This is a genomic window from Sphingomonas sp. R1 (genome assembly GCF_025960285.1).
Taxonomy (GTDB): domain Bacteria; phylum Pseudomonadota; class Alphaproteobacteria; order Sphingomonadales; family Sphingomonadaceae; genus Sphingomonas.
On sequence record NZ_CP110111.1, the window covers coordinates 2,100,191 to 2,112,393 of the forward strand.

Here is a 12,203-nt window from a genome sequence, read left to right on the forward strand (position 1 = left end):
GCCCCCCGGACATTCGCGAGCAACAATGTTGCCCGAACGAAGCGCTTTCTTGCTCGCGAAGATCCTGAAATGGGGGTTGTCATCTTGGTTCGTGCCATCTCGCTCGCCGGCTTGCTGCTGGCCACTACCGCGCCCGCACTCGCGCAGAACTCCGCACCGCAGCCGCTGCCGATCGTCGAAACGATCCCGGCCGCGCGTGACATCGCTTATCCCGGCACGCTGAAGGTCGACATCGACGCGACCGACACACTGCGCGGCATCTTCCGGGTGCGCGAGACGATCCCCGTCGCCAAGAGCGGCCGCCTTACCCTGCTCTTCCCCGAATGGCTGCCCGGCAAGCACGGTCCCCGTGGCGAGATCGAAAAGCTGGCGGGCCTGCAGATCAAGGCGAACGGCAAGCGCCTGCCCTGGACGCGCGATGCGGTGGACGTGTTCGCCTTCCATGTCGACGTGCCCGCCGGCGCGAAGACCATCGAGGCCGAATTCCAGTTCGTCTCGGCGACCGACGGCAACCAGGGCCGCATCGTGATGACCCCCGAGATGATGAGCCTGCAGTTCAACTCGCTCAGCCTCTATCCTGCCGGCTATTTCACCCGCCGCATCCCGATCCAGGCCACGGTGAAATACCCTGAAGGCTGGACCGCCGCCGGCGCGGTGCCCGCCAAGGTGAACGGCGCGACCTATGCCTATGAGACCACCAGCTACGAGATCCTGATGGATTCGCCGGTGATCGCAGGTCGCTATTACCGCAAGTTCCCGCTCTCCGAGCGCGTGACGCTGGACGTCGTCGCCGACACTCCCGAGGAGCTGGAGGCCAAGCCCGAGCAGATCGCCGCGCACAAGCGCCTCGTCGAACAGGCGGTGAAAACCTTCGGCGCCCAGCACTACGATCACTACCACTTCCTCCTGTCGATCAGCGACAAGATGGGTGGGATCGGCCTCGAGCATCACCGCAGCTCGGAAGACGGCGTGGCCCCCGGCTATTTCACCAAATGGGCCGAGCAGCCGACCGCGCGCAACCTGCTGCCGCACGAATATACCCATAGCTGGGACGGCAAGTATCGCCGTGGCGCCGAGCTGTGGACGCCTGACTTCCGCATGCCGATGCGCGACCAGTCGCTGTGGGTCTATGAAGGCCAGACCCAGTTCTGGGGCTATGTCTTTCAGGCGCGCTCGGGCCTCGTCACCAAGGAGGAGACGCTGGAAGGCTATGCCAACATCATGGCCAGCCTAGATACCCGCGCCGGCCGGCAGTGGCGGCCGCTGATCGACACCACCAACGATCCGATCATCACCGCCCGGGCACCCAAGGGCTGGACCAGCTGGCAGCGCAGCGAGGACTATTACAACGAGGGTCTGCTGGTGTGGATGGAAGTCGACTCCATCCTCCGCGAACAGAGCAAGGGCACCAAGTCCATCGACGATTTCGCCCGCATCTTCTTCGGCGGCCGCGACGGCGACTATGGCGAGGTGACCTACAGCTTCGACGACGTGGTGAAGACGCTCGACTCGGTGCAGCCCTATGACTGGCGCAGCCTGCTTACTGCCCGGCTGCACGACGTGTCCGAGCGCGCACCGCTCAAGGGGTTCGAGCGCAACGGCTACAAGCTGGTCTATACCGAGGTGCCCAACAAGATGGGTCGGCCGGGTACTGCCGACCTCAGCTATTCGCTGGGCCTCGCCGTCGGCAAGCGCGGGATCGCGGGCGTCGCCTGGGACGGCCCGGCATTCAAGGCCGGCATCACTGTCGCCGACGAGATCGTCGCGGTGAACGGCCGCGCCTATTCCACCGAGGCGCTGATTGACGCGGTAAAGGCCGCCAAGGGCACCAAGGCGCCGATCCAGCTTACCCTGAAACGGGACGATCGTTACCGAGAGGTTAGCATCGACTATCATGATGGGCTGCGCTATCCGCACCTCGTCAAGACGGTCGAAGGAGAGGCTGGCCTCGACAAGCTGCTGCAAGCCCGCTGAGACGGGCGACGCTGCCAACCAAGGTTTAGAGACACTATGCGCATCGATCTGATTCCCATTGGCGATGATCCGCCGAACAATCTGAACGTCATCATCGAGGTTCCCTCGGGCGGCGAACCGGTGAAGTATGAGTTCGACAAGGCCAGCGGTGCGCTGTTCGTCGATCGCATCCTGCACACGCCGATGCGTTACCCGGCGAATTACGGCTTCGTGCCGCACACGCTGTCGCCCGACGGCGACCCGCTCGACGCGCTTGTCATCGCCCGGTCACCCTTCGTGCCGGGCTGCGTGGTGCGTGCGCGCCCGATCGCGGTGCTGAAGCTGGAAGACGAGGCCGGCGGCGACGAGAAGCTGGTCTGCGTGCCGGTCGACAGCACCTTCCCCTATTATTCGGACGTCGGCGAGCGTTCGGACCTGCCCTCAATCGTGCTGCAGCAGATCGAGCATTTCTTCACCCACTATAAGGACCTGGAGTCCGAGAAGTGGGTGCGGATCGGCAGCTGGGGCGATGCCGCCGAAGCGCGCCAGATCGTCCTCGAGGCGATCGAGGCCGCGAAGAAGGCCAAGGCAGCCTGAGCCAGAATCCGCGGCGGCGCGGGGCACGACCCCGAGGGGTCGGCAACGTCCTCGCGCCGCCGCGCTTTCTCGCCTTCGCAGCGACCACCGTTGCGGCAGGGCTGTTTCTGGTACCGCAGCTCGGCATCCGCGCCGGCGCGATGCTCGCCTTCGATATCGGCGCCGCGCTGTTCCTGGCGCTGTGCATACCGATGCTCAAGCACCAGTCCGATGCGATGCGGCGCTCGGCCTGCAACAACGATGCGAACCGGCTGGTGCTGCTGGGCATCACCGGCGCCGTCACCGTCATCATCCTGATCGCGATCGCCAGCGAGCTGATGGAGCGCAAGGCGCCCCAGCCCGCGCAACTAGCGCTGATCATCGGCACGCTCGCGCTCAGCTGGACGTTCAGCAACGGCGTGTACGCGCTGCATTACGCCCATCTCTTCTACAGCGAGGCACCGGGCGGCCGCGACAAGGGCGGGCTGGAGTTCCCCAAGACTCCCGAGCCCAACTACTGGGACTTCATCTACTTCGCCTTCTGCCTGGGCATGACCTTCCAGACCAGCGACGTGTCGATCACCACGCGGCAGCTGCGGCGGGTAGTGACGCTGCACTGCCTTGCAGCCTTTGTGTTCAATCTGGGCGTCGTGGCCTTCACGATCAACGTTCTCGGCGGTAGTTGAGCGGGCGGGCGTCCGCCCGTTCCTCGCCTGCCGGAGAAACCATGTTCCGTGTCGCCGCTCTCGCGCTTGCCGTGCTGCTTGCGCCTGCCGCCTCTGCCCAGACCAACGACAAGTTCGTCGTCGCCAGCCTTACCGATGGCGTGTGGATGAAGGGGGACCTGCACGTCCATTCGCGGCACAGCAAGGATTCGACCAACCATTCCGTGGCGCGGATCATTGCCGATGCCGAGCGCGCGAGCTTCGACTTCCTGCTGATCAGCGACCACGACAACCATGTGAACGGCGATACCGCGCACAACACCTGGTCGGATCCCGAATTCCGTTCGGACAAGCTCCTGCTGCTCTACGGCGCGGAATGGACGACGGTGCGCGGCCATGCCGTGATCCTCTCGGCCAAGCCCTATGACGAGAAGAAGCTGTTCGACATCCGCGATGCGCGCGATGTGGCGGTGCAGAAGGTCAAGGACGGGCTGGACGTCCACCTTTCGGCCAACCACCCGACCAACAAGGACCATTTCGGCTATTCCTACGACATGGTCGATTCGCTGGAGGTGTGGAACACCGTCCGCTGGGCGCCGAACAAGACCAACCTGATGGTGTGGGACGACATGCTGAGCTCGGGCCGCAAGATCGGCGCCCGCGGCGGGAGCGATTCGCACCATGGCACCGTGCCGGGCAGCACCGCCCCGCAGGCACTGGAGGCGACCGCGAACAATATCGGCACGCCGACCACCTGGGTGTTCGCGCCGGGGCGCACACGCGAGGCGGTGATCGCCGCGATCGGCCGCGGCCGCGCCTCGATCAGCGCCAACCCTTATGCACCGCGCGTCGAGCTGACCGCCGACGTCAACGGCGATGGCAAGGCCGACATGATGATGGGGGACAATGCCAAGGCGCCTGCCGGGCCGGTGCGCTTCACCGTGCGCCTTTCGGGCAAGCGGGAAGAGGGGGCCTATCAGGTCCGTATCATCAAGAATGCAGACGTGTTCGCCACGCTCGACCTCGGCGCGGACGGCAGCGTCGGCTTTACCGACACGCCTGACGCCATGGGCCGCAGCTACTATCGGATCGAGGTGGAAGGCCCGCAGACGCCCTATCCGGGGGTAGACAACTTCCAGAAGGTCGCGGGGCCGATGGTGGCGATCTCCAACCCGATCTTCTTCAACTTCGACCCGAACTTCTGATCGTCCGTGGTGGCGCCGTTACAGCGCCACCACCTGCTGCTTGCCATCATAGACGACCTCGCGGCCCGGTGCCTCGGCAAGACCGACACCGGTGCCAGGCGCGACGGTGACCACGCGGAAGCGGCGCGTCTTCGCCATGCCGGGATAGCGGCCCGCGCGCGCGCCGATAGTCAGCGTGCCCGCCTTGTCGTTGAGCACCAGATCGATTGTCGCGCGCTCGCCGCGCTGCCAGCCCTGGCCGTCCCCGGCATCGTCATACAGGGTGAAGCGGCCATCGGCGCCGCGATAGACGCGCAGCTCGATCGGCCGGTCCGGGGACTGATCCGCATATTGCACCGGCGATCCCAGCGGCAGGATCGTCCCCGCCGCCACCTGAACCGGGATCTGTCCGATCGGGGCGGCGACCTGGAGCGTCGCACCGCCGGCATGGCGCGCGCCCGTCCAGAAATCAATCCACTCGGTACCCGCGGGCAGGTACACCGCCCGCGCCGTCGCCCCCGGCTCGATCACCGGGCTGACCAGCAGGCCGCGCCCGAACAGATACTGGTCGCGCAGGTCCTGCGCCTTCGCATCGTTCGGAAAAACCATGCCAGCCGGGTAAAGGAACGACGCGCCGTGCGTCGCCACCTGCCAGCTCTGCGCGTAGACGAAGGGCAGCAGCCGGTAGCGCAGCGCCACCGCATCGAGCAGCGGTCCACGCACCGCCTCGGGAAAGCTGTACACCTCCTTGCCCTCGCCGGTGCCGTGGATGCGGAACATCGGGTTGAACACGGCAAACTGCAGCCAGCGGGTGAACAGCTCCTGATAGGCCGGGTCCCTGGGGCTGCCGCCGAAGAAGCCACCGATATCCGCCGACCAGAAAGGGTTGCCCGTCATCGAGAAGTTGACGCCCGCCGGGATCTGCCGGGCGAACACGTCCCACCTTCCGCTGACATCGCCGGACCAGGTAAAGGCACCGTTGCGCTGCTGCCCCGCCCAGGCCGAGCGGGTGAGCAGCAGCGGGCGCTTGGCAGGGTACTCTGCCGCCATGCCGTCGCGCACGGCGGTCGTATGCAGCAGCGGATAGGCATTGTAGACCAGCGCACCGGCCCCCAGCGCGGTGTTCACCTCGGCCATCTCGCCCCATTGGCCGCCCAGTTCGGCCTCGCTGCCGTCCAGCCAATAGCCGTCAAACCCCGCACGCCCGAGGCGCTCCGAGATCTGCCGCCAGTAGAGCGCGCGCGCCTTGGCCGAGAAGGCATCGTACCAGCGGCCTTGGCCCGCTGGATACACATTGGGGTAGGTCCTGGGGTACAGTCCGCCGATCGCCTCCAGCGCCCTGGTGTTCTCCAGTCCGACATCGAGACGCGGCCAAACCGAGACGATGCTGTGCAGATTGTGCCGATGCAGGGCATCGAGCATGCCCTTTGGATCGGGGTAGCGGCTCGGGTCCATCTCGTGGCTGCCCCAGCGCCCGGCGGGCCAATATTGCCAGTCCTGCACTACCGCATCGAGCGGAATGCCCAGCCGGCGATATTCCGCCGCCACGCCCAGCAGCTCGGCCTGCGAGGCATAGCGCTCCTTTGACTGCCACAGCCCCCAGGCCCAGCGCGGCAGCAGCGAGGCGGCGCCGGTAAGCTGGCGATAGGCACCGATCACCTGATCGACATCCGGCCCGGCAAACAGGAAGTAATCCACGCCCTCGCCCGCGCTCGAGCGGAACAGCGCCCTTCCTCCGGCCTGCGGGGTATCCACGGCCACTTCGGTCACCGAGGCATTGTTCCAGAACAGCCCGAAGCCGGCGGGCGAGACCAGCACCGGGACGCCGACATCGGTGTTTGCCTGCTGGAGTCGCACGATCGATCCGCGATAGTCGAGCAGCCCCGTCTGATGCTGACCGAGGCCGTACACCGCCCGCCCCTCCGGCAGGGTGAAGAGCATGCGCACCGCGCCCTCGGCATCGGGCGCGCCGCCGAGCTTGCGGCGCTCCAGATTGGCTTCGGCGATCAGCGGCTTGCCGTCCCCGCCGAGCAGCGCCACCGCCCCCGTCCTGCGATCGACGCTCGCGCGCATCGCGGGGGTGGCGATCAGGTAGCGGTCAGCCTGTTCGTCGAGCGTCCAGGCGACCCGGGCCGGCGCGCCGACGAGCGCGACGTCGGGTGTCCGCTCGGCGCCTTCCCGCAGCATCGTCACGCGCAGGATGCGGTCGCCCCAGAGGGTGAGGACCAGCACCCCCTGATCGGTCCGGAAGCGCAGCCCGGTATCGTCTCGCGCCAACAGGGCCACGCCCGCGCTCGTCCCCGCAGGTGCCAGGGCGGCGGGCGCCGCAAAACTCTGCGCATTCGGGAGGAGACATGCTGCGCCCAACAGCAGGAGCGACCTGGCGTTCATCGACTTTCCTCCCCCGACATCATGATCTTTGCCATCATGTTGTCAGACAAGAAAGCGCTTGCCTAGCCCCGTCAGGGTCTTACTGGCCGCCGGCCAGTCGCAGCCCGGCAATGCAGCCGACGAGTCCCAGGATCAGCAGGAGGCGCACCGGCGTGATCGGCTCGCCGAACCAGAGCATGCCGACGATCACGGTGCCCAGCGCGCCGATTCCACCCCACACCGCATAGGCGGTGCCCATCGGGATGGTCCGCGCCGCCAGTTCGAGCAGCAGCATCGAGGCGGTGACCGAGACGAGGAAGCCGATCGTCCAGGGGATGCTGCGAAAGCCGTCGATGAAGCGCAGGCAGGTGGTAAAGCCCACCTCGCACAACCCGCCGACGATCAGATAGACCCAGGCCATCAGCGGCCCGCCAGCCGGGCCAGTGCCTCGCCGCTCACGCGCTGCACGGTCCACTCCTCCATGCCGACCGCGCCCATGGCGCTATAGAAGTCGATCGCCGGCTGGTTCCAGTCGAGCACCGACCATTCGAACCGGCCATAGCCGCGATCGACCGCGATACCGGCCAGATGGCGGAGCAGCGCCTTGCCCACGCCGGCCCCGCGGCCGGCGGGGGTGACGTACAGGTCTTCCAGATACATGCCGGGCAGCCCGGTCCAGGTGGAGAAATTCTGGAAGAACAGCGCGAAGCCGAGTGGCGCTCCGTCCCCGCTCTCCGCGATTATCGCCTCGGCCGCCGGTCGCGGGCCGAACAGCGCAGCCTCCAGCATCGCCTCCGTTGCCAACACGGCATCGGGCTCGCGCTCATAATCGGCCAGTTCTCGGATGAAGGCGAGGATCTGGGCCACGTCGGCGACGGTGGCGAAACGGATGTTTGTCATGCGGCGGCCTCGGTCTGCGGGGCGGCTGCCACCCTTCCGCGGATCGCGGCGAGGCAGCCCAGGATGATGAGCAACGCGCCGCCGACCGTCCAACCGGAGACGCGCTCGTCGAACACGACATAGCCGAGCAGGGCTGCCCAGACGAACGCCGTATATTCCACCGGCGCCAGCACCTGCGCTTCGGCATGCGCATAGGCCCAGGCGAGCAGCACTGCGGAGACCGAGCCGACCAGCGCCGCCCCCAGGATCCACGGCCACAGCGTGACCGCCGGCAGGGTGGAGAACCAGGGCGCGCCCGGCAGCATCACCAGCGCCAGCACGAGGCTGGTGAATAGCGCGACCTCGATCGGATCCGCGACCTGCGCCTGCTGTCGCAGCAGGATCAGGCTGCCGGCGTAGAGGATCGAAGCGACGAAGACGGCGATCGAGCCCAGCACGACTTGCGTAGAGGCATGCGCCTGTACCTGCCCTGCGGCGATCGCGAGCACGCCCAGGCTGGCGATCAGCGAGCCGCCGATTGCGGCGCGGCGGATCTTCTCGCCCAGAAAGGCGGCGGCAAGGAACATCGCGATCAGCGGCGCAAGGAAGGTTAACGCGATGCCCTGCGCCATCGTCACCCGTGCGAGCCCCCAGAAGAACAGCACGACCGATGTGCCCGCAAGCACGCCGCGGGCGAAGTGGAGCTTGAGCGCGGCGCGGCGCGGCCATGGCGTACGGCGCAGGAGGAAAATCGGCCCCAGCAGCACGATCGCACCGATCGATCGCCACAGCACCGCGCTATAGGCGCCGTGCGCGATCGACATGCCTTTCATCACGGCGTCCATCACCGAATAATTGGCGATTCCCAGCGCGGCGACGAGGAAGGCGATGCGGGGCGAACGGGGCATGCGGATCGGGTAGCCGGGTCGACCGGGAATGGCGAGCCCTTAGCCGAATGCCCTCTACGCTTGCGCCGCTGTCACCTCAACGATCGCCACCCTCCTTGCCCCCGCTCTCCGCATAGGCCTGCGTGCCCCGCGTGACCACGTCGTCCTCCGGCAATATCGCCGCGATCGGGATGTCCGCCTGGGCGAGGATCTCGGCATAAAGCGGCGCGAAATCGGTCTCCACCGTCTCTCGCAGCAGTGCTTCGAAGCTGGGGATCACGAAGTAGTTCTGCTGGAAATCGTCGATGCGATAGTCGGTACGCATCACCCGCTTCATGTCGAAGCGGATGCGGTTGGGGCTGTCGCTGTCCAGCGCAAACACGCTTTCGGCCGAACTGGAGACGATGCCGGATCCATAGATTCGCAGACCCTCCGCCTCCTCGACCAGCCCGAACTCCACGGTGTACCAATAGAGGCGTCCGAGCTGCTTGAGCGCTCCCAGTTCGAGCGCGCGCATCCCGCCGCGGCCATAGGCCTCGAGGTAATCGGCGAAGACGGGATCCGCGAGCATCGGCACATGGCCGAACACGTCGTGGAACACGTCCGGCTCCTGGATATAGTCGAGCTGGTCCGGCCGGCGGATGAAGTTGCCTGCGACGAATCGACGGTTCGCCATGTGATCGAAGAACACGTCGTCTGGGACAAGGCCCGGCACCGCGACGACCTGCCAGCCGGTCAGCCGCATCAGCCGCTCCGAAAGCTCCTCGAAGTTCGGAATGCCCCGCTCGGAGAGTCGCAGCGCCTCCAGTCCCTTGAGATAGGCGGAGGAGGCACGGCCCGGCAGCAGCTTCGCCTGGCGGGCGAACAGCGTGTCCCAGGTGGCATGTTCCTCGGGCGTGTACGCTGCCCAGTCCTGCGGGATCGTCCAGTCCGGCGCAGCACCCTCGGGCGGCCGGTCCAGCACATGCGTTTCCTTGTTCATCGCGGCGCTATAGCATCGTCGCAAATGCAACGAAACGGCGCGCAGCCCCGCGCCAAGCCGAGGAGCGTCGCAGGGCCCCCGCCTGGCCCGTACCGAAGGACGAGCGCGTTCCCCCGCCAAGGCTGGCGATGCTCGCCGAACTCCCGCGCGCCTTCTATGGTCTGGCGGAACTCGCCGCCCACTGGCGCGCGCTTGGGGAAAACCCTCGCGGCGACGGCCGCCCCGTGCTGGTGCTGCCGGGCCTGTTCAACGCGGACCGTTCGCTTCTGGTTCTGCGCCGTCATCTCCACCGACTGGGCTACCGCGCATATGGCTGGGGACTGGGCCGCAATTTCGGGACGCGCACGATCGGCGCGGCGGGCGAACGGCTGATGGCGCGGATCACCGAACTCCACCTCGTGACCGGGCAGCCGGTCACGCTGGTCGGCATCTCGCTCGGCGGGATCATGGCGCGCGTCGCGGCGCATCGCCATCCGGAGATGGTGCGCGGCGTGATCACGATCAGTTCGCCCTTCGCCGGCCACCCCAGCGCCACCAATGTCTGGCGCCCCTTCCAGTGGCTGAGCGGCGAACGGATCGACGATCCCGCCCTGCTCGGCCAATTGGCGGAAGCCGCAGCCCCGCTGCCGATGCCTGCAACGGCGATCTGGAGCCGCAGCGACGGGCTGGTCAACGGCCTGAACTGCCGCACCAGTGCCTGTCGTGCGGTGGAGGTGCGCAGCAGCCACCTCTGGGTGCAACTGCGTGCCGAGGTACTTTCGGCGGTGGCGCAGGCGCTCGCCGAACAGCGCCTGTCCTAGCCGAGCGCCTCGTCCAGCAGCCTGGCCAGCCGCAGGCCGCCACGCACCACCTGCTGGCGCGCGACCGGCACCAGCTTCGCGATCGTTGCCTCGTCGAGCTGCGCCGGATGCGCGCCCGCCGTGCAGACGCCGTCGCCGGCCGCACTGGGATAGACCGTGTCGCGTGCGACCTGCCAGCTCTCGCGGCTCCAGTCGGCGACGCTGCCGCCCCACATCGCGGTGCGTTCGCCCGCGCTGTACACCCGCACCGGCGAGGGCGGCTGCGAGATGGCACGCTCGGCCAGATAGCCGTCCCACACCGAATGCAGGTTGAGCTTGGCGCTCGTGAACGCGCCGTAGTTGGTCTTCACCTGGTTGCCGCCCAGATCGCTGTGATCGCCGGCATGCAGCGGCTGGTGCAGGTCGCCGACGAAATGGACGAGAAACGCCAGCGCCATCACCCGCTCGCGCAGCGGCACCTTTGGGTCCTTGAGCAGCTTCACGTCGCGCTCGATCTGCGCCGAGACGCAATTGCCGTCGCGGCAGGGCGGCTTGAGGTCGAACGGCTTGCAGATATCGATGTTCTGATAGTGCCACGAATAGGCATAGCTGAAGCGCGGCCCCAGCGTCTTGACGCAATCCGCCCAGACGGCGGCCTCCTCGATGGTGCCGGCGGGGCAGGTCGGCGTTTCGAGCAGGGCCTGGCGCCGGAGCAATGCATCGATCTTCGCCCGAACCTGCGGGGTCACGTTGCGATAGGCGATCGCGCCGACCGTTTCATGGCCATATTCCCAATAGGCGGAAGCGGGCGAGGCGGCGCCGAAGCCGACCAGCGCGGCGAGGAGAAGGAGGATGCGACTCATGGTCGCCCCCTAGGGCCGCCCCCTCTCCCGTTCAATGGGTTAGCGCTGGTCCTCGTAGATCGCGATCTCGCGCGTGCCGTCCGCCCAAGCCTTGCCGCGATACATGCCGGGGGTGGTGAAGCACCAGTCGAGCTCTCCCGAGGGCGCCGCGAGGATCACGCCGCCGACGCCGCCCATCGCCTTCACATCGGCCATCACCACTGCCGCAGCCTGGCCCGCGGTCTCGCCCAGGAAGCGCATGCGGGCGCAGATTTCATGGGTAACGCCCTCCCGGATGAAGAACTCCCCCGAGCCGGTGGCGGAAATCGCGCAGGCGCGATCATCGGCATAGGTGCCCGCGCCGATCAGCGGTGAGTCGCCCACCCGGCCCCAGCGCTTGCCGGTGAGGCCGCCGGTGGAGGTCGCCGCCGCGACATGGCCAGCCGCATCCATCGCTACCGCACCGACCGTGCCGTACTTCATGTCGACATCGAAACCGCCGCGCGCCGTATCGGCCTTCATCCAGTCGAGCTGCTGGCGGCGCTCCTCGGTACCGAACCAGGCATTGTCGACCTGCTCCAGCCCCTGGTCGCGCGAGAATTGATCCGCGCCCTCGCCTGCGAGCAGCACATGGACGCTCTTCTCCATCACCGCGCGGGCCAGCGCGACGGGGTGGCGCGTGGTCGTTGACCCGGCGACCGCCCCCGCCGCACGGCTCGCCCCGTCCATGATCGCCGCATCGAGCGTGTGCCCGCCCTCCCAGGTAAACACCGATCCGCGCCCGGCATTGAAATGGGGGTCATCTTCCAGCACCTGCACGGCTGCCTGTACGGCCTCGACGGCCGAGCCGCCGGTCTCGAGCACCGCCGCGCCGGCATCGAGCGCGGCGTTCAGGCCGGCGGTGGCGCCCGCCTCCTGCGCCTCGGCCAGTTCGCCGCGCCGCATGCTGCCGGCACCGCCATGGATCGCCAGCGTCCAGCGGCACTTGGAGAATTGGGTCGACATCGAGGGGCTCCGGCTGAATTTGTAGGGCGTCCCTAGCAGATCGCGCGATCCAACCAAGGTCCGGCTAGCCGCCGCCCTCCG

The 12,203-nt window shown here is 67.3% G+C and carries 12 protein-coding genes; 5 read left to right on the forward strand and 7 right to left on the reverse strand.

Annotated features, from left to right (window positions below; genetic code table 11):
* Positions 1-69: 69 nt before the first annotated feature.
* From OIM94_RS10210 to OIM94_RS10225, 4 genes are all read left to right on the forward strand, one after another.
* The gene (locus OIM94_RS10210; RefSeq protein ID WP_264606627.1) at positions 70-1,974 is read left to right on the forward strand and encodes a M61 family metallopeptidase; all 1,905 of its coding nucleotides are present in this window, start codon (positions 70-72) and stop codon (positions 1,972-1,974) included.
* 36 nt (positions 1,975-2,010) lie between these two features.
* Complete coding sequence (gene ppa / locus OIM94_RS10215; RefSeq protein ID WP_125976617.1) at positions 2,011-2,550, forward strand: inorganic diphosphatase; 540 nt, start codon at positions 2,011-2,013, stop codon at positions 2,548-2,550.
* A gap of 140 nt (positions 2,551-2,690) precedes the next feature.
* A complete protein-coding gene (locus OIM94_RS10220; RefSeq protein ID WP_319801121.1) occupies positions 2,691-3,215 on the forward strand; it encodes a DUF1345 domain-containing protein in 525 nt (174 codons plus the stop codon).
* Positions 3,216-3,256: 41 nt separating this feature from the next.
* A complete protein-coding gene (locus OIM94_RS10225) occupies positions 3,257-4,399 on the forward strand; it encodes a CehA/McbA family metallohydrolase (RefSeq protein ID WP_264606628.1) in 1,143 nt (380 codons plus the stop codon).
* A gap of 18 nt (positions 4,400-4,417) precedes the next feature.
* Here the strand turns inward: OIM94_RS10225 and OIM94_RS10230 are convergent, their stop codons facing one another.
* The 5 genes from OIM94_RS10230 to phhA form a co-directional block, all read right to left on the reverse strand.
* Positions 4,418-6,664 (reverse strand): TIM-barrel domain-containing protein, encoded by a 2,247-nt coding sequence (locus tag OIM94_RS10230; protein WP_264606629.1) that lies wholly within the window; start codon positions 6,662-6,664, stop codon positions 4,418-4,420.
* Between the two features lie 184 nt (positions 6,665-6,848).
* A complete protein-coding gene (locus OIM94_RS10235; protein ID WP_264606630.1) occupies positions 6,849-7,169 on the reverse strand; it encodes a DMT family transporter in 321 nt (106 codons plus the stop codon).
* Positions 7,169-7,648: a GNAT family N-acetyltransferase gene (locus tag OIM94_RS10240; protein ID WP_264606631.1), complete on the reverse strand. Its 480-nt coding sequence runs from the start codon at positions 7,646-7,648 to the stop codon at positions 7,169-7,171. Before OIM94_RS10240 ends, OIM94_RS10235 begins: the two co-directional genes overlap by 1 nt.
* Positions 7,645-8,535 carry a DMT family transporter gene (locus tag OIM94_RS10245; RefSeq protein WP_264606632.1) on the reverse strand — a complete coding sequence of 297 codons (891 nt, stop codon included), beginning with the start codon at positions 8,533-8,535 and terminating at the stop codon, positions 7,645-7,647. The genes OIM94_RS10240 and OIM94_RS10245 overlap by 4 nt, the downstream gene beginning before the upstream one ends.
* Positions 8,536-8,611: 76 nt before the next feature.
* Positions 8,612-9,496 carry a phenylalanine 4-monooxygenase gene (phhA, locus tag OIM94_RS10250; protein WP_264606633.1) on the reverse strand — a complete coding sequence of 295 codons (885 nt, stop codon included), beginning with the start codon at positions 9,494-9,496 and terminating at the stop codon, positions 8,612-8,614.
* Between the two features lie 128 nt (positions 9,497-9,624).
* Between phhA and OIM94_RS10255 the strand changes: the two genes are divergently transcribed.
* Positions 9,625-10,296, forward strand: coding sequence for an esterase/lipase family protein (locus OIM94_RS10255; RefSeq protein WP_264606634.1), 672 nt, complete (start codon positions 9,625-9,627; stop codon positions 10,294-10,296).
* Here OIM94_RS10255 and OIM94_RS10260 read toward each other — a convergent pair.
* Both OIM94_RS10260 and OIM94_RS10265 read right to left on the reverse strand, forming a co-directional pair.
* A complete protein-coding gene (locus OIM94_RS10260) occupies positions 10,293-11,138 on the reverse strand; it encodes a S1/P1 nuclease (RefSeq protein ID WP_264606635.1) in 846 nt (281 codons plus the stop codon). The genes OIM94_RS10255 and OIM94_RS10260 overlap by 4 nt on opposite strands.
* A 39-nt stretch (positions 11,139-11,177) precedes the next feature.
* Complete coding sequence (locus OIM94_RS10265) at positions 11,178-12,122, reverse strand: isoaspartyl peptidase/L-asparaginase family protein (protein WP_264606636.1); 945 nt, start codon at positions 12,120-12,122, stop codon at positions 11,178-11,180.
* Between the last annotated feature and the right edge of the window lie 81 nt (positions 12,123-12,203).